Genomic DNA, 24218 nt, shown 5'->3' on the forward strand with positions numbered 1-24218 from the left:
CGCACCGCCGCACCCGCCGCGGGGCCCGTACCGTCCTGCGGGCCCCTCACCTCCAGCAGCCGAGGTCCCCATGAAACGACCGGCACTCCGCCGTACGCCCGGCGCGCGCGCCCCGCTCCTGCTGACGGTGCCCGCGCTGCTGGCCGTGGCGTTCCTGATGCTGCCGCTCGTCGGCATCCTGGCCCGTACCTCCTGGGGCGACCTCTCCACGCACCTCACCGCCGAGCCGACCACGCAGGCGCTCCGCCTCTCGCTGCTCGTCTCGCTCTGGTCGCTCGGCCTCTCGCTGCTGTTCGGCGTGCCGCTGGCCTGGCTGCTGGCCCGGGTGCCGTTCCCGGGCAAGGCGTTCGTACGCTCGCTGGTGCTGCTGCCGATGGTGCTGCCGCCGACGGTCGGCGGAGTGGCGCTGCTGCTGGCGTTCGGGCGGCGCGGGCTGCTCGGGCCGTGGCTGGAGGACACGTTCGGGATCACGCTGCCGTTCCACACCTCGGGGGCGGTGCTGGCGGCGACGTTCGTGGCGATGCCGTTCCTGGTCATCTCGCTGGAGGGCGCGCTCGGCGGTCTGCGCCCCCGGTACGAGGAGACCGCCGCGTCCCTCGGAGCCTCTCCGGTACGGGTGTTCCTCACCGTGACCCTGCCGATGGTGGCCCCCGGGCTGATCGCCGGAGCGGCCCTCACCTGGGCGCGGGCGCTCGGCGAGTTCGGCGCCACCATCACCTTCGCCGGCAACCTTCCGGGCACCACCCAGACCCTGCCGCTCCAGGTCTATCTGCTGCTCCAGGAGTCGCCGGAGGCGGCCACCTCGGTGTCGCTGCTGCTCCTGGCCATCGCCATGATCGTGCTGATCGCCCTGCGCGGCCGCTGGACCGGCACACCGGGCGACCACCACCGCGAGCGATACGCACCGCGGCCCGAGGAGCCGACGGGTACGGACATCCTGCCCGAACCACCTTCGTACGTACGGGAGAAGGCCGCCGCGTACGTGACGGAGCCGGCCCCCCAGGAGCGCTGGCCCCTGCGGGCCGACGTCACCGGCTTCACCCGCCTCACCCTGGACGCGGCCCCCGGCACCACCCTCGCCGTCGTCGGCCCCAACGGTGCCGGCAAGACCACCCTCCTGCGCGCCCTCCTCGGCCTCACTCCCCGCGCCCACGCGGAACTGCGCCTGGGCGAGAGCGATGTGACGGCCCTTCCGCCGCACCGCCGGGGCGTCGCCTGGGTCCCGCAGGACGGCGCGCTCTTCCCGCACCTGAGCGCCCTGTCCAACACGGCGTACGGGCTCCGCACCCATGGCGTCCCGCGTGCGGAGGCCCGGCGGGAGGCGCAGTCCTGGCTGGACCGGCTCGGCGTCGGCCACCTGGCCCACCGCAAGCCCGGCCAGCTCTCCGGGGGCCAGGCCCAACGGGTCGCCCTGGCCCGCGCGCTGGCGGCCCGCCCGCGCCTCCTGCTGCTGGACGAACCGCTCGCCGCGCTCGACCAGACGACCCGGGCCCACGTCCGGCACACCCTGCGCCGGCACCTCGCCGACTTCGGCGGAGTCTGCCTGATCGTCACGCACGACCCGGTCGAGGCGGTCTCGCTGGCCGACCGGGTCCTGGTCCTGGACGACGGCCGGGTCCTCCAGGACGAGCCGCCCGCCGAGGTGACCCGCCACCCGCGCTCGCCCTGGGTAGCCCGGATGCTCGGCCGCAACGCCTGGCCCGGCACCGCCACCGCCGACGGCCTGGACCTCGCGGACGGCGGCCACCTCATCGTCGCCGAACCCCTCGCCCCGGGCACGGAGGCCCTCGCGGTCATCGCGCCGGAAGCCGTCTCCGTACACCGCGAGAAGCCCACCGGCTCCCCCCGCAACGTCTGGCCCGGGACGGTCCGCGAGATCACCTCGGGCGGCAGCCGGCTCCGCCTCCTCATCACCTCCGACCGGGCACCGGACCTGGTCGCGGAGATCACCCCGCAGGCGGCGGCCGAGCTGCGCATCGCGGACGGCACCGAGGTCTGGACGGGCGTGAAGGCGACCGAGGTGACGGTGGTCCCGCTCTGAGACCGGCCGGGTTCCCGAATCCGTCCCAGCTCACCCGAAAGCATGGCACCGGCCCCGGCGGGAACCAGAACAACTGCCGTACACGTACTCATGTACGACAGGTCCGAGCGATCCGAGAGACGGGGCACCATGGCACTGTTCGGCAACGCGCACACCATCAACCCGGCCACCGCCCAGCAGGACTACGAGCGCCTCCTCGGCCAGGGCGAGCAGGTGCACGCCGCCTTCCTGCTGATCCGCGACACGATCCTGTTCACCGACCGCCGGCTGATCCTCGTCGACAAGCAGGGCATCACCGGCAAGAAGACCGAGTACCACTCCGTGCCGTACCGCAGCATCACGCACTTCGCGGTGGAGACGGCCGGGACGTTCGACCTGGACGCGGAGTTGAAGATCTGGATATCCGGCAGCCCCACGCCGCTCCAGAAGACGTTCACCAAGGGCGTCGACATCTACGAGGTGCAGGCGATACTGACGCAGTTCGTGGCGCGCTGACCCGGCAGCGGAGGCTCAGAAGTACGGGCGCTGAATCGGCAGCGGCGGCTCAGAAGTACGGGCGCAGCCTCGGGGCCGCCGCGCTGCCCGGGGCGGTGTCCCGCAGCCGGGCCACCCGCTCGCGCAGCTCCGGCAGCAGCCCGTACAGCACATCGCCCGGGCAGCGCGTCTCGTAGCTGTCGCGGTGGCCGGAGATGACGTTGAGCCGGGCCACCTGGCCCTCGTCGAAGCGGCTCTCCGCGTTGGTGGAGACCAGCTCGACGGTGGCGAGCGGGTCGACGCCGGGCGCCAGTTTCCAGGCGGCGATCTCCACCAGCGCGTCCATCATCGGCTTCGGCACCTCGGTGCCCTCGCCGAAGGTGCCGATCGCGGCGATGCCGACGGTGTCCGCGTTGAACCCCTTGGTGTGGGCGCCGAGCACGGAGCGGCCGACGCCGCCGGCCCGGCCCTCGTAGATGGTGCCGCAGCGGTCGACGAGGAAGTTGTAGCCGATGTCGTCCCAGCCGTCCTTCTCCACGTGGTCGCTCTGGACGGCCTGGATCAGCTCCGGGGCCTCCGCGCAGTCGTAGTCGTTGGGGTTGCCGGTGTGGTGGACGAAGACCGCCTTCGCCGCGCCGGTGTACTGCGGGCGCTCCCGGACCAGGCCCTCGTCCGCGTGCCACTCCTGGCGGCTGACGACGGCGGGCTGCGGGAGGCCACGGGGCGGCCTCGGTCCGGTGGCCGTGTCCCGCCGCTGCTCGTGGGACGCCGGGCCGTCCTGGAACACCAGGAGGACCATCAGCGGCAGCAGGGTGCCCAGGGTGATTCGGCGGGACCACATGGACTCCACCCTGCGCCCTGACCTGGGGGGTGTCGCAGAGGAGCCGACCAACCGGGTGACCCTCGCCCGACAGGGGCTTTCGCCCGGGATGCGCACCCGGACGGCTGTTCTTACGATGAGATCCGGATCATCCGCCGCGCCCCGCGGCGGGCCCGGCCGGATCGAGGAGCCATGGCCCACGACGCTGTGCAGGACGGGGAAGGCGGGCGGCGGAACGGGGACGGCGGGCAGCCGAGCGGGGAGGACGGTCGGCAGGACGGCTCGGCGGTCAGCCTGAAGCCGAACGCCATCGGCTTCGTCGACGCCCTGGTCATCGGCCTCAACGCGACCTCCCCGGCCTATTCGCTGGCCGCCGTGATCGGCCCGATCGTGGCCCTGGTCGGCATCTACGCGCCGGGCGTCATGTTCGCCTCCTTCGTCCCGATGCTGCTGATCGCCTCGGCGTTCTACTACCTCAACAAGGTCGACCAGGACTGCGGTACGACGTTCTCCTGGGTGACCCGGGCGATGGGGCCGTGGGCCGGGTGGCTCGGCGGCTGGGCGATCACCATGACCGGGGTGCTGGTGGTCGGTTCGCTGGCCGATGTGGCGGTGAGCTTCACCCTGCTGGCGGTGGGCCTGGACGGCTGGGTCGAGAACGACTTCGCGCGCCAGTTCCTCACCGTGCTGCTGATCATCGTGATGACCGGACTCTGCGTCATCGGCACCGAGCTGTCGGCCAAGGTGCAGAACGTCCTGATCCTCCTCCAGATCGCGTTCCTGCTGGTCTTCGTCGTGGTGGCGCTCTACCGGGTGTACGCGGGCACCACCGGCTTCGACTCCATCGAACCGTCCGTCGGCTGGCTGGACCCGTTCGGCGCCGGTGGCGCCGCGCTGACCGGCGGGCTGCTGCTCGGCGTGTTCATCTACTGGGGCTGGGAGTCGGCGGTCAACCTCACCGAGGAGACCGAGGACTCGGCGAGCGCGCCCGGCAAGGCGGGGCTCTGGTCCACGGTGGTGCTCCTGGTGACCTACCTGTCGGTCGCCGTCGCGGTCGTCGCCTTCGCGGGGACGGCGTTCCTGGCGGAGAACGCGGGCGAGGAGGAGTTCATCTTCGCCCAGCTCGCCGGGGACGTGCTGGGCGGCTGGGACTGGATCCTGCTGCTGGCCGTCGCCACCTCCGCGATCGCCTCCACCCAGACCACGATCATCCCGGCGTCCAGGACCGCGTTGTCGATGGCCCGGCGTCAGGCGCTGCCGCGCCACTTCGGGCACATCAGCCCCCGGTTCCGTACGCCGGACGTCAGTACGTGGTGGGTCGCCGCGATCGCCATCGCCTGGTACCTGGTGGTCAACCAGATCTCCACGAACGCCCTCTTCGACTCCCTCACCGCGCTCTCCCTCCTGATCGCCTTCTACTACGCGCTCACCGGTGTGGCGTGCGCCGTCTACTACCGGCGCCATCTGACCGAGAGCGTGCGCAACTTCGTCCTGATCGGCCTCGGCCCGGTGGTCGGTGCCGGGCTGCTGGCCTGGCTGCTGGTGCGGTCGGTGATGGACATGTCCGACCCGGCCAACTCCTACAGCGGCACCTCCTGGTTCGGGCTCGGCCCACCGCTGGTCATCGGCATCGTGATCTCGCTGATCGGCGTGGTCCTCATGGTGGTGTGGCGGCTGCGCGACGCGGTGTTCTGGCAGGAGCGGCCCGGCGTCGCCGACCCGGACCTCGTACACGCCCCGAGCCGGAAGTCCGCCGACCGGAAGGAGCGCTGAGATGTCGGTCGTCCTCGGTTACGACGAGTCCCCCGGCGCCGCCCGCGCCCTGCGCATCGCGATCGAGGTGGCGGCGGCGTACGGCGAGGAGCTGGTCCTCGTCTACGGCGCGGCCGCACCGGGCCTGCGCGACGGGGCCGAGTACCGCAGCCACTACGACGCCATCCGGCAGGCCGGCCGCACCGGCCTGGAGCACGCGCTGACGTCCGCCGAGGAGGCCGGCGTACCGGCGAGCGTGGAGGTGCTGGACGAGAGCCCGGCGCAGGCCCTCCTGGACGCGGCCGAACGGCACGGCGCCCGGGTCATCGTGGTCGGCACCTGGGGCGAGAGCCCGATGCGCGGGGCCCTCCTCGGCTCGACCCCGCACAAGCTGCTGCACATGTCCCCGATCCCGGTGCTCTGCGTCCCGACGGAGGAGGGCACACCCTAGCGGGCCCTCACCACGCCTCCCCGCTCTCCGCCGCCCGGCTCGGGGCGCCCCGTCCCGTACCGCCCTCGCCCTTCCCCAGCACCCGGAACGCCAGCAGCGGGAACGTCAGCACCGACACCATCGCCGCCGCCACCAGCGCCGCGGCCTCCCCCGCGCCGATCACCTTCTCGTCCAGGCCGATCGCGGTGATCGCGACCACCAGCGGCAGACACGTGGCGGAGAACAGCGCCAGCGCGGACCGGGGAGCGCGCCCGGCCAGGTCGCGCGGGGCCAGGAGGTACGCCGGTACGCCCCGCACCAGCAGGAACAGCAGCAGGAAGACCGGCAGGAGCAGCAGCGGGCGGCCGCCGTCCAGGAGCGCCGCGAGGTCGAAGTCGATGCCCGTGACGACGTAGAAGAACGGGACCAGGAAACCGAACCCGATGGCCTCGATCCTCCCCAGGATCTCGCCGCTGCGCTCCGGCACCGCACCCTGGAGGACCAGCCGGGTCAGCATCCCGGCGGCGAACGCGCCGAGCAGCGTGTCCAGACCGAAGACATGCGCCAGCCCCAGCATCCCGGCGAGCAGCAGCATCACGAAGCGGACCGCGAACTGGCCGCTGCTGTGCAGGGTCATGGCGATGATCCGGGCGAACCACGGCGGCCTCGGCCGCATCGCCCAGAACACCGCGGCCACCGTGACGACCGCGAACACCGCCAGCACCGCGCTCGCCGCGCCCGGACTCCGCCCGCTGAACAGCAGGGCCATCGCCACGATCGGCCCGAACTCGCCGACCGACCCGAACGCCATCACCACCGACCCGAACCGCCCCTCCAGCCGCCCCGAGTCCCGCAGGATCGGCAGCACCGCGCCCAGCGCCGTACTGGTGAGCGCGGTGCCGATCACCAGGCTCTTCGCCACATCCGCGCCGCTGAGCAGCAGCGCGATACCGAGCCCGGCGGCGAAGGAGAGGACCCAGGCCCCGCCGGCCCGCCGCAGCGTGGAGCCACGGACCTCGGCGAACCGGATCTCGTACCCCGCGAGGAAGATCATCATCGAGAGCCCGAGGTCGGAGAGGGCGTCGATGACCTGGTCGTGGTGGGCCCAGCCGAGCACATCGGGCCCGACCAGGATGCCGAGCACGATCTCGAAGATGACGACGGGGACCGACAGCCACCGCCCGGTCGCATAGCCGAGCAGCGGCGCGAAAACCGCCAGGGCCATGATCAGGACGAGGGTCCCGGGGTGCTCCATCGCTCGTGTATAGCAAGGAACGCCCCGGAATCAGCCGCTATGACACCCCGTCGGCGTCACCCGTTCCCCCGCCCCGGAGTGCCGCAGGACGAGGCGAGCCGTTGAATGCGGAACAGGGCAGCACCGGGCCTTCCGGGAACGGTCGAGCACCGGGCCCTCCCGCAACGGTCCAGCGCCGGCGCCGGGCCCTCCCGGAACAGGGCGGCGCCGGGCCCTCCGGGAACGGTCCAGCACAGGACAAGGAGCCCCATGCCGTCGTCGCAGGCCCGTACGGACCGGGAGGGCGCGCCGCGCCGCGACCGGGGTGCGCTGCGGCGTACCGGTGAGTGGTGCGCCCGGCACTTCGTGACCGTCCTCGTGCTCTGGGTCGCCGCGCTCGCCGGGCTCCAGCTCCTCCAGCACGCCTACGGCGGCGACTACTCCGACGACTTCTCGCTCCCCGGCACCCAGTCGCAGGAGGGCCTCGACGTCCTCAAGGCGCACGCGCCGCAGGCCGGCGGCTACAGCGCCCAAGTCGTCCTGCACGACGCCGACAAGCCGCTCACCTCGGTCTCCGACCAGGTCGCCACCGCGGTCACCGACCTCCAGAAGCTGCCCGACGTACTCTCCGCGCAGAACCCGCTGCCGTCCTCCGGTTCCACCCCGCCTCCACCGCCCGATCCCAACACCGGGCCGCTCTCCACCGACCAGAAGACCGCCTACATCACCGTCCGCTTCAGCGTGCAGCCCGCCACCCTGGATCCGTCCTACCTGGACGGGGTCGACGCGGCGGTGCAGCCGCTGCGGTCGGCCGGAGTGGACGTGGAGTACGGCGGTCCGCTCGGCGAGCTGGCCCGGCCCGAACCGAGCGACCGCACCAGCGAGGCGATCGGCTTCGGCGTGGCGATCGTGGTCCTGCTGATCGGCTTCGGCAGCCTGCTCGCCGCCGTACTGCCGCTGGTCACCGCGTTGATCTGCGCGCTGTGCGGGCTCGCGCTGCTCGGCCTGTTCGCCGCCGCCGCGACCTTCGCGACCGTCTCCCCGACGCTCGCCACGATGATCGGGATCGGCGTCGGCATCGACTACGCGCTCTTCCTGGTCACCCGGCACCGGCAGAACCTGATCGACGGCCGGAACCCGGTCACCGCCGCCGGAAACGCCGCCGCCACCAGCGGCCACGCGGTGCTGCTCTCCGGCTGCACGGTGATCATCGCGCTCTCGGGGCTCTGGGTCTCCGGGATCGGGTTCATCGGCAAACTCGGCCTGGCCGCGGCGGTCACCGTGGTCACGGCGGTGCTCGGCGCCCTCACCCTCGTACCGGCGATCCTCGGTCTCATCGGCCGCCGTATCGACCGGGTGCGCGTACGGAGACCGGTGGCCGAGACCGTACCGGCGCCGGAAGGTCCGGAGGGTACGGAAGGTGCGGAAGGTGCGGAGGCGGGCGGCTGGCACCGGTACGCGCAGCGGGTGGAGCGGCGGCCGTGGTGGTTCCTGGCCGGCGGGGTGGTGCTGCTGGCCGTGCTCTCCTTCCCGGTCTTCTTCATCCAGCTGGGCCACATCGGCGACGGCGCCGACCCGAAGTCGTTCACCGACCGGCGCGCCTTCGACCTGATGTCGAGCGCCTTCGGCCCCGGCTCCAACGGCCCGCTGACCCTCGTCATCGACCAGAGCAAGGTGGACTCCTCCGACCGCTCCGCCTTGGCCGACCAGGCGCAGAAGGCCCTCACGAACGTCCCGGACGCGGCCGTGATCACGCCGCTCACCGCCACCTCGGACGGCGACGTGCTGACCGCCACCGCCTACTCGGTGGCCGCCCCGCAGGACGAGCGGACCACCTCGCTGGTCAACCGCCTCACCGACGACGTACTCCCGCAGGCCGTCTCCGGCACCGACGCGGCCACCTACGTCACCGGCACCACCGCCGCGCAGGTCGACTTCCTGGACATCGTCTCCAGCCGGCTGCCGCTGATCATCGCGGTGGTCGTGGCCCTGGCGTTCCTGGTGATCCTGGCCGTCTTCCGGGGCCTGCTCGTCGCGGTGAAGGCCGCCGTGCTCAACGTCCTGTCGATCGCCGCCTCGTACGGGGTGGTGGTGGCGGTCTTCCAGTGGGGCTGGGGCGGTCCGGCGCTCGGCGTGTCGGGGAAGGTGCCGATCGAGAGCTACGTGCCGATGATGATGTTCGCCATCGTCTTCGGCCTCAGCATGGACTACGAGATCTTCCTGCTCTCCCGCATCCACGAGGCCTGGGTACGCACCGGCGACGCGAAGGCGAGCGTGGCGCACGCGCTGGAGATCACCGCCCGGGTCATCACCTGCGCGGCGCTGATCATGGTGAGCGTCTTCGCCGCGTTCGTCATCAGCGACAACATCGTGGTGAAGATGCTGGGCCTGGGGCTCGCCGCCAGCGTGCTCATCGACGCCACCGTCGTACGGCTGCTGCTCGTCCCGGCGGTGATGACCCTGCTGGGCCGGTCCGCGTGGTGGGTCCCGGGCCCGCTGGACCGGATCCTGCCGCACCTGGACGCGGAGGGAGGCGCTCAGGTGTCCGAGCGGTCACCGGTGGGAGTGAAGGACGTGGCGGGCGGAGGGAGCCGCTCCTAGGGGGTGTCTTGCCGATCAGGGTCGGTCAGGCCGCGGCGTCTGGTGCGGTGCATCGCAAGGCGCTGGAACGTCCTCATCGCGGAGCGATTCGGGCGTTTCGGCAACGCCGCGAGGTGCCGTGCCAGACGTCGTGGACCCGATCCGGATCGGCAAGACACCCCCTAGGGTGTCGGGATGCCTTCCCCCCTCACCTCCGAGCAGCCGCGCCCCACCGCCGCCGCCGGAACCCCGGAGACCGGCAAGCCGCCCGGCGAAGGCCGCGACCACTTCTTCGACAACGCGAAATACCTGGCGATCGTGCTGGTGGCGGTCGGGCACGCGTGGGAGCCGCTGCCGAGCGGGCGGCTGGTGGAAGCCGCGTACACGCTGATCTACACCTTCCACATGCCGGTGTTCATCCTGATCGCGGGCTACTTCTCGCGCGGTTTCGAGCTGCGGCCGGACCGGGTGTGGAAGCTGATCACCAGTCTGCTGGTGCCGTATCTGATCTTCGAGCTGCTCTACACGGCCTTCCACCGCCTGACCCGCGACCCGGAGCTCCCGCTCTCGCTGCTGGAGCCCTACTGGCTGCTGTGGTTCCTGCCGGCGCTGTTCTTCTGGCGGCTCTCCACCCCCATCTGGCAGGCGGTCCGCGCACCGGTGCTGGTCTCGCTCGCCGTCGCCGCCGTGGCGACCGTGTCCCCCGCCGCCGACGGCAACCTGCCGCTCCAGCGCATCCTGCAGTTCCTGCCGTTCTACGTGCTGGGCCTGCGGCTGCGGCCGGAGCACTTCGCGTTCCTGCGGCGTACGTGGGTACGCGTCGTCTCCGTACCGGTCTTCGCGCTCGGGCTGCTGGTCGCGTACTGGCTGGTGCCCCGGACGTCGACCTCGTGGTTCTTCCGGAAGAACAGCGCCCGCGAGATGGACACCGCCGAGTGGACCGGGCCGACGGCCACGCTCCTGCTGTTCGTGGCGGCCGTCGTGCTCGGCGCGTGCTTCCTGGCCTGGGTGCCGAAGGGCCGCAGCTGGATGACGGCGCTCGGCACCTGCACGCTGTACGGGTACCTGCTGCACGGCTTCGTCATCCGGGCCCTGCGCTACGGCGGCTTCTACGAGCGGCCGTTCTTCGACACGACCCTCGGCACGGTCGCCGTCACGGCGGGCGCGGCGGTCATGGTGACCCTGCTCTGCACCCCGTACGTACGGAGTCTGCTGCGGCCGCTGCTGGAGCCCCGCCTGGAGTGGGCCAGGCAGCGGCCGGCCGCTCCCGGGTGAGACCGCCCAAGGGCCTGGGCGGTCTCACGTGCGGGGGGCCGGTCGTCCGCCGGAGCGGGCTACGCGGCGCGGTTGGACCGGCGCTGCGCGGCGGCCGCACGCGCCTCCGGCGTCGGCACGGCCGGACCACGGCCGCGACGGGCCGGGGCCCCGCCGCCGCGCTTGGTGCCGCGCCCCATGAACGCGCCGCCACCGCCGCGGCCGGAGCGCTCCTTGGGCGGGGCGGTGATGATCACGGGGACGCCGGAGGGCGCCTGCGCACCGGTGATCCGGCTCAGCTCGGCCTCGCCGGAGCGGACCTGGGCGATCTGCGGGGTGATCCCGGCGTCCGCCATCAGCCGGGTCATCTCGCGGCGCTGGTTGGGCAGGACGAGCGTGACGACGCTGCCGGACTCGCCGGCCCTGGCGGTACGGCCGCCGCGGTGCAGGTAGTCCTTGTGGTCGCTCGGCGGGTCGACGTTGACGACGAGGTCCAGGTTGTCGACGTGGATGCCGCGCGCGGCGACGTTCGTGGCGACGAGGACCGTGACGTGCCCGGTCTTGAACCGCTCCAGGGTGCGGGTGCGCTGCGGCTGGGACTTGCCGCCGTGCAGCGCGGCCGCCCGAACGCCGCTGTGCAGCAGGTGGTCGGTGAGCTTGTCGACCGCGTGCTTGGTGTCCAGGAACATGATCACGCGCCCGTCGCGGGCCGCGATCTCCGTGGTGGTGGCGTACTTGTCGGCGCCCTGGACGTAGAGCACGTGGTGCTCCATCGTCGTGACGGCACCGGCGGCCGGGTCGACGGAGTGGACGACCGGGTCGTTGAGGTAGCGCTTGACGAGCAGGTCGACGTTGCGGTCGAGCGTCGCGGAGAAGAGCATCCGCTGCCCGTCCGGGTTCACCTGGTCGAGCAGCTCGGTGACCTGCGGCATGAAGCCCATGTCGGCCATCTGGTCGGCCTCGTCGAGGACGGTGATGGTGACCCGGTCCAGCTTGCAGTCGCCGCGCTCGATGAGGTCCTTGAGCCGGCCCGGCGTGGCGACGACGACCTCGGCACCGCCGCGCAGCGCGCTCGCCTGACGGCCGATGGACATGCCGCCCACGACGGTGGCGAGGCGCAGCTTGAGCGACCGGGCGTACGGGGTGAGCGCGTCGGTGACCTGCTGGGCCAGCTCGCGCGTCGGTACGAGCACCAGGGCGAGCGGGCGCCTGGCGTCGGCGCGGCGGCCCTCGGTACGGGCCAGCAGCGCCAGGCCGAAGGCGAGAGTCTTGCCCGAGCCGGTGCGGCCCCGGCCGAGCACGTCACGGCCGGCCAGCGAGTTCGGCAGGGTCGCCGCCTGGATCGGGAACGGGACGGTCATGCCCTCGGCGGTGAGCGCCGCCTTGAGCGTGGCGGGCATCTCCAGCTCGCCGAAGGTCTCGGCGGCGGGCAGCGCCGGGGTGATGGTCACCGGCAGGGCGAACTCGCCCTTGAGCGCGGAGCTGCGACGACTGGAGCCACCGGAGCGCTTGGGTCCGCCGCCGAACCCGGCGGCGCGGCGCTCGCCGCCGCCGGAGTAGCGCGGGGCGCCGCCGCTGCGGCCGCCGGCGGGGCCGCCGGAGCGGCCGCGGCCGAATCGGTCGTTGGAGCGGGGGGTACGTTCGCGGTTCATGCAGAACCTTTCCTCGATGGGCACGTATCGAGGGATTCTTTTTCGGGAAGCGACCGTGAACGGCACCCAGAATCGCAAGAACGAGCCGATGAAATGACAAAGGGAGAAAGCGAAGCGCGGCCGCCGGGAATGCGTGCACCGGACGGGGCTTCGGCAGGGGGCGCGCTCGGCGGGCCCCGGAAACAGCAACGAGCTGGGGCCCGCACCCCAAGGTGCGGGCCCCAGCTGCGCAGTACTGCCTGAGTGATCAGGCGGGGGTGATGTTCTCGGCCTGCGGGCCCTTCTGGCCCTGCGTGACGTCGAAGTTCACCTTCTGGCCCTCCTGCAGCTCACGGAAGCCGGAGGCGGCGATGTTGGAGTAGTGGGCGAAGACGTCGGCGCCGCCGCCGTCCTGCTCGATGAAGCCGAAGCCCTTTTCCGCGTTGAACCACTTCACGGTGCCAGTAGCCATGTCATATCTCCTTAGGGGAGGGGCAGTGCCCGCGGGCCCACACTCTGCGGACCCCACGTCGCCGCGATGATTACCCCGTCCGGAAGAGCACCGGAAAACTTGAAAGTTTTTGGGAACCACAACTGCAACTGAGATCAACAGTAGCACGGTGGATCCGGGAGAGGCCGGATGAAATATCACTCCGAACGGGGGAACAAAACAGCGGGCAAAAAGCCTCACCGCACATTGAGTGAAATTCTGTGGTGCCGAATGCAGATATGTTCGCGGGCTGCGCACGTTCGCCGCAGGGCGCGCTCAGCGCTCGGTGGAGCCGCGCAGCTCCTCGTTGAGGCGCAGCGCCTCTTCGAGCTGGTCCTCCAGGATGACGATGCGGCAGGCGGCCTCGACGGGCGTGCCGGCGTCGACCAGTTCGCGGGCGCGGGCGGCGATGCGCAACTGATAGCGGGAGTAGCGGCGGTGGCCGCCCTCGGACCGCAGCGGCGTGATCAGCCGGGCCTCACCGATCGCCCGCAGGAAACCCGGCGTCGCCCCGATCATCTCGGCGGCGCGCCCCATCGTGTAGGCGGGGTAGTCGTCGTCGTCGAGACGGTCCACGGCGTGCGAGGGGGTCTCCGGGGGCAAGCTGCACCTCTTCTGTCACGCATGACCGAGGGCCCGGGGCGCCGTACGCCTGCGGGATGCCGCTCTGCTGCGTACCGCTGTTTCACCTGACTGCACAAGAAACCCTAATCGCCCGGGAAGGTCATGTCTATCGCGGTCGGGACAGGTTTCGGCCACCGGCGGCGGGGCGTCGGCCGAGATGCGGGTGGAACTGACCGACTGGTCAGTTGTCGTCGGGCGGACCGCGGGGCCATAATGCACGCGTAGCCCTTCACGCATCCCCCGTCGTGAAGGGCTACACCCCTGTCCGGAACCGGTTCCGGCCCGCCCGGAGCGACTTCAGGCCCGCACCGGAGCCCGTTCGGCGCGGCGGTCATCACGGGCAAGGGACTCCCCTCGTGGTCCCCTGCCCGTGTTTTTTCGAGTTAACAGTGACGTAGAGTGTTTGCGCAAGCTCAGTTCCGACTCCGAGGTGAGCGTGGAGGCCCGGATGGCCATGGTCGACGGCGACGAACCCGGTACGGAACGGAACGAACCACCCGAGCCGGCCGGAGCGCCTCCGCTGAACTCGCTGCGGGAAAAAGTCGAGTACATGGTCGAGAAGACCTTCCCCGGCCAGAAGATCTCGGGCCGGGTCTTCGCGGAGCTGGTGCGCGAGCGCGGCGGCTCCCTCTCGCACAGCTACTTCTCCAACATCCTCGCCGGCAAGGTCACCCAGCCCTCCGAGGAGATCCTCAAGGCCCTCGGCCTGGGGTTCGGCGTCGACTGGCGGTTCTTCAAGGAGGAGTCCGAGGTCGTCGACGACGTCGTCGCGGGGCTCCAGTTCCTGGCCAAGCGGCGGACCGGCGAGATCAGCGGAGTGGCGGGCCGGGGGCTGGACGACGAGGGGCTGTCGCCGGAGCTGCTGCGGTTCGCGCTCTCGCTGCTGGAGGACGCGGCGCGGGAGAACCCGGAGGAGCCCTCACGGGGGACATCGCGGGAGCCCTCGCGGAACCGCCCTCAGGGCACGTAGCGTCGGTGACATGTCCCTGCGGAAGCTGCGCAAAGAGTGCGAGGCACAGCTCGCCGACCTGCCCATCCCGGCCCCCTTCTCGCTGACCGGCCTGGTCGCCAACATGGAGGCGGCGCGCGGCCGCACCATCCGGCTGCACGAGATGCCGGACCGCCTCGCCCGCGTCAACGCCGCCTGCGGGCTGCGCCTGAAGGCCGGTTCCACCAGCCTCGTCCTCTACCGCCGCAGGCCGACCGCGTACCAGACCGAGCACGTCATCCTGCACGAGCTGTGCCACGAGTGGTTCGACCACGGCACGACCCTCGACGCCGGGCAACTGCGCACACTGCTCCCGGTCTTCGACACCTCGCTGATCGCCCGCATGATCTCGCCCGAGGCCGCCGCGTCCTTCGCCGCCGGCGGCTCCACCGTGCAGGCCCGCGCGCAGTACGCCACCCACGACGAACGCATGGCCGAATTCGGTGCCTCCCTGATCCCCCGGATGGCGCGCGACCTGTCCACCGATGACATGGTGGGGCGGCTGACCGACTCCCTGTCCCGCCCGGTGGCCCACCGCCGGCGCGGGCTGTTCCCCCGACGGGGGTCCTCCGGCGACGCGTGAACCGTCACCTGACACGTGCCACCACCCCGATCGCGCCCCACCGCGCCCCTGACCCCCGAGGACGAAGACCGCTGTGACCCCCCTCGATCTCGCCGGATACCTGATAGCCGGCCTGATGACGGCCGTTGCCCTGTGGCGTATGCCCGCTGCCCTGTGGGGAGACGAGGAGGACCGCAGACGGCGGGCGCTCTGGGGCTGCTACGCCGGATTCGCCATCGCGCTGTGGACCAAGACCGAGGCCGTGCGCACCGCGCTCAACAACAGCGCCGTCACCGACCTCGCCGTCCTCATCAAGCACTACACCGCGACGGTGGCGATTCTGGCCATCCTCAGCTACATCGTCGCCATCTACGGCTGCTATCCGGAAGCGGGCGCCGTCCCGCGCCACGTACGGTTCGCGCGGTTCGTCCAGCGGGTCGCGGCGAAGGCCTCCGTGGCGACGCTGATCCTGCTGACCGTCCTCTTCTTCACCGTCGTCGACCGCTCCGTCCCCTCGGACCGCTTCGTCTCCGACCACGCCGGCGAGTGGGGCGCCACGCTCTACATGAGCGTCTTCTACCTCTACCTCGGCGCCGCCTCCGCCGTCTGCGCCTTCCAGTGGGCGCTGGCCACCGCCGACGCGCAGCGCCGCCATCTGCGCGTCGGGCTCGGGATGATGACGTTCGCGATGTTCATCGGCGTCGGCTACACCGTCAGCCGGACCCTCTTCCTCTGGATCAGCGTGGTGGACGAGCCGAGCGAGGCGTTCGCGCTCCGCTTCGACCAGGTGACCGAGGCCGCGCAGTTGGTCCTCTTCGCGTTCTTCGCGCTCGGCGCGTCCGTCCCCGCCTTCAGCACCGGCGCACGCCGGGTCAGGCTGTGGCGGGCCCAGGTCCGGCTGCACGCCCTCTGGTCCGAGCTGATGGCGTCCTTCCCCGACCAGCCCTTCGACCCGCCCGCCTCGCTCGCCCGCGAGCTGACCCGGTTCAACGCCCCGGCCGACCTGCGGATCGACCGGTGGGCCGCCGACATCGCGGACGCGGTGGAGAAGCTGCGCCATTACGTCCCCGACGAGCTGGTCGCCGTATCCGGGGAGGCCGCCGCACGGGAGACGGGCGATGCGCACCGGGCCGGGGCGCTCGGCGACGCGTACTGGATCCGGGCCGCCCTGCTGGCCAAGGAGTCCGGAGCCCCGGCGGGCCCGGCCGCGGCGGTGGCGGCCCAGCAGGCGGCCGACCAGGACGGCGAGGTGGCCCGGCTGGAGCGGGTCGCCGCCGCGTACCGGACGGTCACGGTGGACCGCGCCCGCGAGGTGCTCAGGGCGGCGACCGACCGTACATCGGCGACCGCCCGTACATCGGAGACCACGGAGCAGACCTCATGAGCACCACCGCCACAGCCGCTGGGGAAGCCACCCTCGCGCGGACCGTCACCGACGTCCTCCAGCCCCGCAACGCCCTGCTGGCCGGCATGCTCGGCATCGGACTCGCGGCGGCCGGTGACTGGACCGGCCTGCTCTGGGGGTTTCTCGGGGCGCTCTGCGCGGGGCTGATCCCGGCCGGGTACATCGAGTGGGAACGCGGGCGCGGCACCTGGGGCGACCGCCATGTCGTGGACCGTACGAAGCGGGCCCCGATCTTCTTCGTCATCCTCGGCTCCCTCGGGGCCGGTTCGGTGGTGATGGCCCTCGGGAACGCGCCGGGCGGCATCCTCGTCGCGATGCTCGCGCTCTGGGTGATGACGGTCGGGCTGCTGGCCGTCAACACGGTGTGGAAGATCTCGGTCGACTCGGCGGTGGCCTCGGCGGTCGTGTCCCTGCTCGCCGTCGTGCACTCCCCGTGGTGGCTCGCCGCGTACACGCTGACCGTGGCCGTCTGCTGGTCGCGGGTGGCGCTCGGCTACCACACGGTGGCGCAGACCGTGGCGGGTGCGGCGCTGGGGGCGGCGACGACGGTGGCGTACGCGTTCGGAGGCTGACGGTCCGTCGGTGGCGACGGTGGCGTACGCGTTCGGCTGAGCGTTCCCCGCCCGTACGACCGTGCGCACGCGCACTTCTCACGGTCCCGTGACACAGGTGCGCCGCACACCGCCCGGCGGCCGCCGGGCCCCTAGCGTGGCCGCCATGCGCGTACTGGTCACCGGCGGAGCCGGGTTCATCGGGTCACATGTCGTCGCCGCGCTCACCGCGGCCGGGCACGAGAGCGTGGTGCTCGACGCCCTGCTCCCCTCGGCCCACCCCGGCGCGCCGGGCCCCGGTGCGGCGGCTCCGCGGGTCCCCGGCGGCCGGGTGGTCGTCGGGGACCTCCGGGACCGGGACACGGTGGCGGAGGCGCTCGACGGGGTCGACGCGGTCTGTCACCAGGCGGCGATGGTGGGGCTGGGCAAGGAGTTCGCGGACGCGCCGCTGTACGTGGGGTGCAACGACCTCGGTACGGCGGTGCTGCTGGCCGAGATGGCCGCCGCCGGGGTGCGGGACCTGGTGCTGGCCGGGTCGATGGTGGTCTACGGCGAGGGCCGCTACGACTGCCCGCGCCACGGCACCGTCCGGCCCGGCCCGCGCCCGGAGGCCGCGCTGCGGGCGGGGAGCTTCGAGCCCCACTGCCCGGACTGCGGTACGGAGTTGGCGCCGGGCCTGGTCTCCGAGGACGCGCCCGCCGACCCGCGCAACGTGTACGCCGCCACCAAACTCGCCCAGGAGCACCTGGCCGCCGCGTGGGCCCGGGCGACGGGCGGCCGGGCGGTGTCGCTGCGCTACCACAACGTGTACGGGCCGGGGATGCCGCGCGACACCCCGTACGCCGGAGTCGCCTCGTTCTTCCGCTCGGCCCTGGCGCGCGGCGAGGCGCCCCGGGTCTACGAGGACGGGCGCCAGCGCCGGGACTTCGTGCACGTCCACGATGTCGCGGCGGCGAACGCGGTGGCCCTGGAGGCGGTCCGGGAGCACAGGCCCGCCTCCTTCTCCGCGTACAACTGCGGCAGCGGCGATCCGCACACGATCGGTGAGATGGCCACCGCGCTGGCCGCCGCGCACGGCGGTCCCGAGCCGGTGGTGACCGGTGAGTACCGCCTCGGCGACGTACGCCATGTCACGGCGGACTCGCGGCGGCTGCGGGAGGAGCTGGGGTGGCGCCCGGAGGTCGGTTTCGCGGAGGGGATGGTGGAGTTCGCGCGGGCCGGGCTGCGCGGGGCCGAGGCCGCACAGGTCGCACAGGCCGCCGGGGCGCCTCAGCCGGTGGGGGCTGAGGCGCCGTGAACGTACGCCGGCGCGGGTCTCACACTCCGGCGTACGGGAAGGCGTCGCGCGGGCTCACACTCCGGCGCACTGACCCGTGCGCGGGCCGTCGACCTCGTTGGCCCGCTGGGTGTTGTCCGGCGCCGGAGCGTTGGCGGAGCACGCCACCGGGCCGGTGACCTTGTTGGCGGCGAACAGGACGCCTCCGGTGTTGCCGGTCAGGACGACGGCTCCGGTGACCGTGTTGGCGGTGCACCCCGGGCCGCCGAGCCGGACGGGTCCGGTCGTACGGCTGACGGCCAGCGGCCCGGTGACGCCCGATCCGCACACGTGGATCGCGGCGGCGCGGTCGGACTGGAGCGGGCCCTGGAGCGTGGAGCCGGTCAGGACGAGGGCGGCTCCGGCGCGCACGGTGACCGGGCCGCGCAGAGTGGCGCGGTCGGCGCAGGTGACGCCGTCCGTGACGGTCAGCGGACCGTTGCGTACGCCGGTGACGGTCGCGGTGCACGCCGGCGCGCGCACCACCCGCGCCTTGTAGTCCAGCGCCTCGGCGAGCTTGCCCGGCTTGGCGTCCGTCAGCGGCTTGCCCAGCTTGGCGAACTCGCCGCCGGTCTCCTTCTTGCCGCCGTTCCACTCCGCGATCCGGCCGAGCTGACCGGCGGTCTTCCCGTCGTCGACGACCGCGTCCGGAGCGAGCGCGGCCATCGACTTCGAGGCGCTCTTGACGAGGTCGAGGTACGGGCCCGGCGAGGTCAGGTCGTACGCTGCCGTGTCGTGCTTCCCACGCAGCCACGAGCCCCAGGAGAACTCCAGGAACTCCGTTGCGCCGTCCGGGACTTCGTAGCCGATATCCCGCGTGAAGTAGACGAGGCTGCGGTACGGGTCGTCGCGGAAGTCGGTGATCCCGAGGCGGTCCGGCAGCTGGTCCACGGACAAGGGCCTGTTGTTCTCGTCGCGCAGCCAGACCTTCTTCCCGGCGGTCATGCGCTGCCAGAAGGCGGTGGTGGAGAGGGAGCTGAAGTTGTCGGTGACGCGGAGGCGGATCGGCAGCCGGGTGGAGCCGTCGGGGCCTTCCAGGAACGACGTCAGCGTGTGGTGCCCGTCGGTGAGGTAGAGCTTTCCGCCGGGGCCGATCACGGCCGTCTTCATCGGCGCGACCGACTCCGCGGTCTCCTGGCCGAGCGGCACGGTGCAGGTGAAGCTCGCCGGGTCGTCCAGGCGTGCGCCGGAGCGCACCGAGGCCGCCTCGCCCTGGCCGTTGGTCTCGCACCAGTCGTCGAACCGCTTGTTGAAGCCGCCCGCCGCCTCGTCGCGGTCGCTGCCGTAGCGGCCGAGCTTGTAGAAGACCTGGTCGAAGCCGAGTACGGCTTGGGTCGGGTGGAGTTCGCCGAGGGTGACGTCGATCAGGTCGCCCGGCTGGGCGCAGGCGCGCGGCAGCGGCCCGCTCCCGGCGCACGCCCCCGACCCGCCCGCGCTGCCGGGTCCCGCCGCGACCGCGCCGGTGGACGCTCCGACGACCACCGTGCCCGCGGCCAGCACTCCGGCCAGCAGCCGGGCCCCGCGCCGCGGCAGGCCGGTACTCGCTCTGTTCATGACGCCCTCTCCCCACACCCGTACGCGTTCCTTCGGTCGAAAGATCGCAAGGTGCGGCGACGCCCGTACGGACGGGGCGTGAACGGCCGGTGACGCTGTCATGCCACGGCGGGACCGGCCGTGCGGGACGCCTGACGCGGGGGCGGGGCGGGCGCGGGGCAGGCTCGGGCTCGGGGGCGGGGCAGGCTCGTGGGCGGGGCGGCCCCGGGGCACACCCACCCCGCCGCCATCCGGCCGACGCTGATGACCCGAAGGAACCTATAGGCCGAAATGCCGGAGTTGTCTCCGTAGGGTGAGGCGGGTGACCGATTCCTCTGCCCTTCACCCGGAAGCCGCCCCTCCGCAATCAGCCCTTCCGAGAGCCGACATCGTCCTGCCCTGCCTCGACGAGGCGGCCGCCCTGCCCTGGGTGCTCGGCCGGATTCCCGCAGGCTGGCGCGCGATCGTCGTCGACAACGGGTCGACCGACGGTTCCGCCGAGCTGGCCCGCTCCCTCGGTGCGTACGTCGTCACGGAGGAGCGGCGCGGGTTCGGCGCGGCCTGCCATGCCGGACTGCTCGCCGCCGAGGCCGAGTTCGTCTGCTTCTGCGACTGCGACGGTTCGCTGGACCCCGCGCTGCTGGCCGGGTTCGTCCGGCGGATCGCGGACGGCGAGTGCGATCTGCTGCTCGGCCGCCGGCGCCCCGAGGGCCGGGGCGCCTGGCCGCCGCACGCGCGCGCCGGGAACCTGGCGCTCGCCCGCATGCTCCGTCGCCGTACCGGTCTGCGCCTGCACGATCTCGGCCCCCTGCGGGCGGCCCGCCGCGCCGACCTGCTGGCCCTGGACCTCACCGACCGGCGCAGCGGCTACCCGCTCCAGATGGTGGTCCGGGCCTCGGACACCGGACTGCGGGTCGCTGAGACCGATGTCCCGTACCGGCCGCGTACGGGAAAGTCGAAGGTGACCGGCACCTGGCGCGGCACCTGGCACGCGGTACGCGACATGCGCGGCGTCCTGCGCGAGCCACCGGCGGACCGCGCGCCGGCGCACGCCCTGACGACCGGGACGGGGGCCGGCCGATGAGCGCGTACGGACCCCCGGCGTACGGACCCCCGTCACACGGAGCCCCCGCGTACGAACCCGCCGGCACCACCCCGTACGGCCCCACCGGCCCCACGGAGCTGCTCGTCATCGCGAAGGAGCCGGTGCCCGGGCGGGTCAAGACCCGGCTCTGTCCGCCCTTCACCCCCGCCGAGGCCGCCGAACTCGCCGCCGCCGCGCTCGCGGACACGTTGGAGACCGTGCTCGCCCTCCCCGCCCGCCGACGCGTGCTCGTCCTCGACGGCCGGCCGGGCGCCTGGGTGCCGCCGGGCGTCGAGGTGGTCCCGCAGAGCGCGGGCGGGCTGGACGAGCGGCTCGCGGCGGCCTTCGGGAGGTGTACCGGGCCGGCCCTCCTGGTCGGCATGGACACCCCGCAGATCACCCCGGCCCTCCTCGCCCCCGCGCTCGCCCCGGACGCCTGGGAGCGGTGCGACGCGTGGTTCGGCCCCGCCGAGGACGGCGGCTTCTGGGCGCTGGGCCTCGCGCACCCCGACCCCGCCCTGCTGCGCGGGGTGCCGATGTCCGTCCCGGAGACCGGTGCGGTGCAGCGGCACCGGCTGGTGGAGGCCGGTCTGGCGGTACGGGACCTGCCGGTCCTGCTCGACGTGGACACCGCGCCCGACGCCCACCGGGTCGCGGCCGGCGCGCCGGAGGGCCGCTTCGCGGCGGTGCTCGGCCGGTTGACCGACGCGGGAGCGCGGGTGGGGACGCGATGAGCACGATGCTGCCACCGTCATCGTCCGGGACGGGCACAGCCACAGGCACGGGCACGGCCACGGCCACCCAGGAGCCCCGAGGGACCGCCGGCACTCCGGAAGGCCGTACCGACGCCGACGCCGCCATCGCCGGGGCGCGCGCGGAAGCCGAACCGCGCACAGAACCGCGCACAGAACCTCGCACAGAACCGCGCTCCGAGCCGCGCGCCGGAGCCGACCCCCGCAGCGCCGAATCCCGCGGCGCCGACCCCCGCGGCGCCGAATCCCGTACCGCCCCCTGGTCCACCGACCCGTACGCCAACGCCCTGCGCAACGGGCGCGGCCCGCTCTTCCTCCGGCGCAGCGACGGCTGGCTGCTGCCGCTGGAGGTCGAGCGCTGGTGCTCCGACGCGGGCGCCGCCGACCTCTCCGCGCTGCACCGGTGCGAGGGCCCGGTGCTGGACATCGGCTGCGGTCCCGGGCGGCTGGTGGCGGAGCTGACCGCGCTGGGCCACCGGGCGCTCGGCATCGACGTGAGCGAGGCGGCCGTCGCCCGCACCCGGCGCATCGGCGGCTCGGCCCTGCTCCGCAGCGTCTTCGACCCGCTGCCGGGAGAGGGCCGTTGGGGCACTCTGCTGCTGGTCGACGGCAACATCGGCATCGGCGGCGACCCGGCCGCCCTGCTCGACCGGGCCGCCGACCTCCTCTCCACCGGCGGGCTCCTGATCGCGGAGACCTCGCCGCTCGACATCGACGAACGCTTCCAGGTCCGCCTGGACGACGGCCTGCGCACACCGGCCGAGAGGGCCGGCCCGGCGGACCGGCCGTTCCCATGGGCGCGGATCGGTACGCCGGCGCTGCTGCGGTACGCCGGCGCGTGCGGCTGGCGCCCGGCCGATCAGTGGAGCGCGGAGGGCCGCGCCTTCGTCGCGCTGCGCCGCCCGCGCCTTCCGCTGCGGAAGCGGAGCGCGCGGACGAGCAGCCAGAGCGCGGAGAGCGCGAACAGCGCACCGGTGATGAGCAGCCAGTTGGAGAGGTAGACGTCCGGGGTGGTGCCGGAGGCGGCCACGTACCGCCGTTCGGTCCGCCGGGTGATCAGCGGGAACCAGACCAGCAGGAGCAGCCCGGAGAGGAACACCGGTACGCGGACGAAGTTGACCAGGTCCCGCCGCGGACCGAGCGCCGCGCGCAGGGCCCGGTCGGCGCCCGCGTACACCGGGAGCAGCACCAGGTCGTGCAGCAGCGCCGATCCGGCGAACCAGAGCAGGACGCCGAGGGTGTCGCCGTCCAGGAGGCGTACGCCCGCGTATCCGGCCAGGCAGAAGGTGGCCGCCAGCAGGAGGAGGTGCAGGGGTCCTTCGCCGTACCACCGGCGTAGGGAGAACCGGGACGCGCGGGGCGCGCCGGGCCGGTGCGGCGGGGGCACCGCTCGCGTGGACATCACAGCTCTCCGAACGTCAGGGTCTCGACCCACTTGGTGTTCAGTACGCCGGGCGCGGCGGGCACGATGATCCGCGCCGGGTAGCCGTGGTCGGGCGACAGCGGGGCGCCGTTGACCTCCAGCGCGAGCAGCGAGCGCCCGTCGCGGACCTGGTTGTCGCGGAGCGCGGCCTTGCGGAACGAGCCGCTGCGCTGCAACGACTCCACGAACACCGCCGGTGGCCGGTCCGGATATCCGGCGAGCGCGGCCAGGTCCCGCAGCCGCACTCCGCGCCAGAGCTGGTCCGAGGTCGACCAGCCCTCGACACACGCGATCGGGAGCGCCGCACTGTGCAGCTCCATCGCCAGCAACTCCTCCCGTGAGAAGCGGAGTTCGCCGACCAGCCCCCGTACCGTCAGTCGCCAGCCCTCGCCGGTGTCGGCCGGAGTGATCCGGACGGCGGCGGCCGTCTTGTTGACCTGGAAGGCGTTCGGGCCCGGCCCCTCGTCCGTACCGCCGCGCGGGGTGAGCAGCGCGATGCGGCGCAGCGGCCCGTCGAAGCTCCGCCCGGCCGAGGTGACCAGCAGGAGCAGGGACCCGGCCCCGACCGTCGCGAAGGCCCCGCGCCGGGAGAGGGTCGGCGGCAGCGGATCGGGGGAGACCAGCCCGTCGGCTTCGCCGCTTGGCAGACCGCGCCTCAACACCCGTACCGCACGCGGAAGTTTGAGCGCCGTATGCGCGACGAACCCGGCGAGGAACACCCACGCCCCGTAGAAGTGCAGCCGGTAGAAGGAGCCCGGGAACAGATAGTCCAGCTGGATGTTGAGCAGCCCGGTGAGGAACTGGAACAGCGCCCCGCCCACCAGGAGCAGCAGCGAGAGCCGCTCCAGGGCGTGCGCCACGGACCGTACGGGCGGCAGCGCGAAGAGCCGCGGGATCACCGACCACAGCTTCGCCAGCAGCACGGGGACGAGCACGATGCCGACCGTGACGTGCAGCCCCTGCGTCAGCCGGTAGAGCCAGTGCGGCCCGGTCGGCCAGGCGAACAGGTAGAAGCCGAGCCACCCCTTGTCCGGGGTCTTGTCGTTGACCGGGTCCAGGTCCGGGTTGTAGGCGGCGTACGAGAGCAGCCCGGTACCGGCCACCACGGTCAGCCCGACGAGCAGGACGAGCCCCAGCACCGCCGTGAACCGCGCCCCGCGCACCGGGCTGCGCCAGAAGGCGGGGTCGGCGGGCGTACGCGGGCGCTTGCCGGGCGGGCGGCGGAGGTCGGGCAGGGGCATGACCCCGACGCTAAGCGCCGGAGCGCGTAGGGGA

Annotated in this window: 21 protein-coding genes; 14 read left to right on the forward strand and 7 right to left on the reverse strand. The window is 72.8% G+C overall.

Annotated features, from left to right (window positions below):
• Nucleotides 1-70 precede the first annotated feature (70 nt).
• Together ACQP09_RS16290 and ACQP09_RS16295 are read left to right on the forward strand one after the other, a co-directional pair.
• Entirely contained in the window at nucleotides 71-2041 is a 1971-nt protein-coding gene (locus tag ACQP09_RS16290; RefSeq protein ID WP_433400102.1) for an ABC transporter permease, read from the forward strand.
• Nucleotides 2042-2170: 129 nt separating this feature from the next.
• Nucleotides 2171-2536: a PH domain-containing protein gene (locus ACQP09_RS16295; RefSeq protein WP_031122404.1), complete on the forward strand. Its 366-nt coding sequence runs from the start codon at nucleotides 2171-2173 to the stop codon at nucleotides 2534-2536.
• 49 nt (nucleotides 2537-2585) lie between these two features.
• Here ACQP09_RS16295 and ACQP09_RS16300 read toward each other — a convergent pair whose 3' ends face one another.
• Nucleotides 2586-3356: a peptidoglycan recognition protein family protein gene (locus ACQP09_RS16300; protein ID WP_433400106.1), complete on the reverse strand. Its 771-nt coding sequence runs from the start codon at nucleotides 3354-3356 to the stop codon at nucleotides 2586-2588.
• A gap of 171 nt (nucleotides 3357-3527) precedes the next feature.
• Here ACQP09_RS16300 and ACQP09_RS16305 point away from each other — a divergent pair, with 171 nt between their 5' ends.
• Entirely contained in the window at nucleotides 3528-5108 is a 1581-nt protein-coding gene (locus ACQP09_RS16305) for an APC family permease (protein ID WP_433400109.1), read from the forward strand.
• Nucleotide 5109: 1 nt separating this feature from the next.
• Nucleotides 5110-5538: a universal stress protein gene (locus ACQP09_RS16310; RefSeq protein WP_433400112.1), complete on the forward strand. Its 429-nt coding sequence runs from the start codon at nucleotides 5110-5112 to the stop codon at nucleotides 5536-5538.
• Between the two features lie 7 nt (nucleotides 5539-5545).
• On the opposite strand, the gene ACQP09_RS16315 is transcribed toward ACQP09_RS16310, so the two are convergent.
• On the reverse strand, nucleotides 5546-6772 hold the full coding sequence (locus tag ACQP09_RS16315; protein WP_433400114.1) for a cation:proton antiporter: 1227 nt from the start codon (nucleotides 6770-6772) through the stop codon (nucleotides 5546-5548).
• A 249-nt stretch (nucleotides 6773-7021) separates the two neighbouring features.
• Here ACQP09_RS16315 and ACQP09_RS16320 point away from each other — a divergent pair, with 249 nt between their 5' ends.
• Complete coding sequence (locus ACQP09_RS16320; RefSeq protein WP_433400117.1) at nucleotides 7022-9352, forward strand: MMPL family transporter; 2331 nt, start codon at nucleotides 7022-7024, stop codon at nucleotides 9350-9352.
• A 174-nt stretch (nucleotides 9353-9526) separates the two neighbouring features.
• On the forward strand, nucleotides 9527-10606 hold the full coding sequence (locus ACQP09_RS16325) for an acyltransferase family protein (RefSeq protein WP_433400120.1): 1080 nt from the start codon (nucleotides 9527-9529) through the stop codon (nucleotides 10604-10606).
• A 59-nt stretch (nucleotides 10607-10665) separates the two neighbouring features.
• Here the strand turns inward: ACQP09_RS16325 and ACQP09_RS16330 are convergent, their stop codons facing one another.
• From ACQP09_RS16330 to ACQP09_RS16340, 3 genes are all read right to left on the reverse strand, one after another.
• The gene (locus ACQP09_RS16330; RefSeq protein WP_433400123.1) at nucleotides 10666-12237 is read right to left on the reverse strand and encodes a DEAD/DEAH box helicase; all 1572 of its coding nucleotides are present in this window, start codon (nucleotides 12235-12237) and stop codon (nucleotides 10666-10668) included.
• A 247-nt stretch (nucleotides 12238-12484) separates the two neighbouring features.
• Nucleotides 12485-12688, reverse strand: a complete 204-nt coding sequence (locus ACQP09_RS16335; protein ID WP_015609674.1) for a cold-shock protein — start codon at nucleotides 12686-12688, stop codon at nucleotides 12485-12487.
• A 294-nt stretch (nucleotides 12689-12982) separates the two neighbouring features.
• Complete coding sequence (locus ACQP09_RS16340; protein ID WP_433400126.1) at nucleotides 12983-13309, reverse strand: MerR family transcriptional regulator; 327 nt, start codon at nucleotides 13307-13309, stop codon at nucleotides 12983-12985.
• A 424-nt stretch (nucleotides 13310-13733) separates the two neighbouring features.
• Between ACQP09_RS16340 and ACQP09_RS16345 the strand changes: the two genes are divergently transcribed.
• The 5 genes from ACQP09_RS16345 (at nucleotide 13734) to ACQP09_RS16365 (ending at nucleotide 18133) form a co-directional block, all read left to right on the forward strand.
• Nucleotides 13734-14300, forward strand: coding sequence for a hypothetical protein (locus tag ACQP09_RS16345; RefSeq protein ID WP_433400129.1), 567 nt, complete (start codon nucleotides 13734-13736; stop codon nucleotides 14298-14300).
• A gap of 10 nt (nucleotides 14301-14310) precedes the next feature.
• Nucleotides 14311-14901 (forward strand): toxin, encoded by a 591-nt coding sequence (locus tag ACQP09_RS16350; RefSeq protein ID WP_433400132.1) that lies wholly within the window; start codon nucleotides 14311-14313, stop codon nucleotides 14899-14901.
• A 73-nt stretch (nucleotides 14902-14974) separates the two neighbouring features.
• A complete protein-coding gene (locus tag ACQP09_RS16355) occupies nucleotides 14975-16264 on the forward strand; it encodes an MAB_1171c family putative transporter (protein ID WP_433400135.1) in 1290 nt (429 codons plus the stop codon).
• Complete coding sequence (locus ACQP09_RS16360) at nucleotides 16261-16857, forward strand: hypothetical protein (RefSeq protein WP_433400138.1); 597 nt, start codon at nucleotides 16261-16263, stop codon at nucleotides 16855-16857. Before ACQP09_RS16355 ends, ACQP09_RS16360 begins: the two co-directional genes overlap by 4 nt.
• Before the next feature lie 145 nt (nucleotides 16858-17002).
• Nucleotides 17003-18133 (forward strand): NAD-dependent epimerase/dehydratase family protein, encoded by a 1131-nt coding sequence (locus ACQP09_RS16365; RefSeq protein ID WP_433400141.1) that lies wholly within the window; start codon nucleotides 17003-17005, stop codon nucleotides 18131-18133.
• A gap of 54 nt (nucleotides 18134-18187) precedes the next feature.
• On the opposite strand, the gene ACQP09_RS16370 is transcribed toward ACQP09_RS16365, so the two are convergent.
• Nucleotides 18188-19705: a ParB/Srx family N-terminal domain-containing protein gene (locus ACQP09_RS16370; RefSeq protein ID WP_433400144.1), complete on the reverse strand. Its 1518-nt coding sequence runs from the start codon at nucleotides 19703-19705 to the stop codon at nucleotides 18188-18190.
• Between the two features lie 292 nt (nucleotides 19706-19997).
• Here ACQP09_RS16370 and ACQP09_RS16375 point away from each other — a divergent pair, with 292 nt between their 5' ends.
• Genes ACQP09_RS16375 through ACQP09_RS16385 form a run of 3 tightly spaced genes read left to right on the forward strand, consistent with a single transcriptional unit; the run spans nucleotide 19998 to nucleotide 22521 of the window.
• Nucleotides 19998-20768: a glycosyltransferase family 2 protein gene (locus ACQP09_RS16375; protein WP_433400147.1), complete on the forward strand. Its 771-nt coding sequence runs from the start codon at nucleotides 19998-20000 to the stop codon at nucleotides 20766-20768.
• Entirely contained in the window at nucleotides 20765-21502 is a 738-nt protein-coding gene (locus ACQP09_RS16380) for a TIGR04282 family arsenosugar biosynthesis glycosyltransferase (RefSeq protein ID WP_433400150.1), read from the forward strand. The genes ACQP09_RS16375 and ACQP09_RS16380 overlap by 4 nt, the downstream gene beginning before the upstream one ends.
• 5 nt (nucleotides 21503-21507) lie before the next feature.
• Nucleotides 21508-22521 carry a methyltransferase domain-containing protein gene (locus ACQP09_RS16385; protein ID WP_433406620.1) on the forward strand — a complete coding sequence of 338 codons (1014 nt, stop codon included), beginning with the start codon at nucleotides 21508-21510 and terminating at the stop codon, nucleotides 22519-22521.
• A 400-nt stretch (nucleotides 22522-22921) separates the two neighbouring features.
• On the opposite strand, the gene ACQP09_RS16390 is transcribed toward ACQP09_RS16385, so the two are convergent.
• Nucleotides 22922-24184 carry a molybdopterin-dependent oxidoreductase gene (locus ACQP09_RS16390; protein ID WP_433400153.1) on the reverse strand — a complete coding sequence of 421 codons (1263 nt, stop codon included), beginning with the start codon at nucleotides 24182-24184 and terminating at the stop codon, nucleotides 22922-22924.
• Between the last annotated feature and the right edge of the window lie 34 nt (nucleotides 24185-24218).

The organism is Streptomyces sp. CA-146814, assembly GCF_050942385.1.
Taxonomy (GTDB): domain Bacteria; phylum Actinomycetota; class Actinomycetes; order Streptomycetales; family Streptomycetaceae; genus Streptomyces.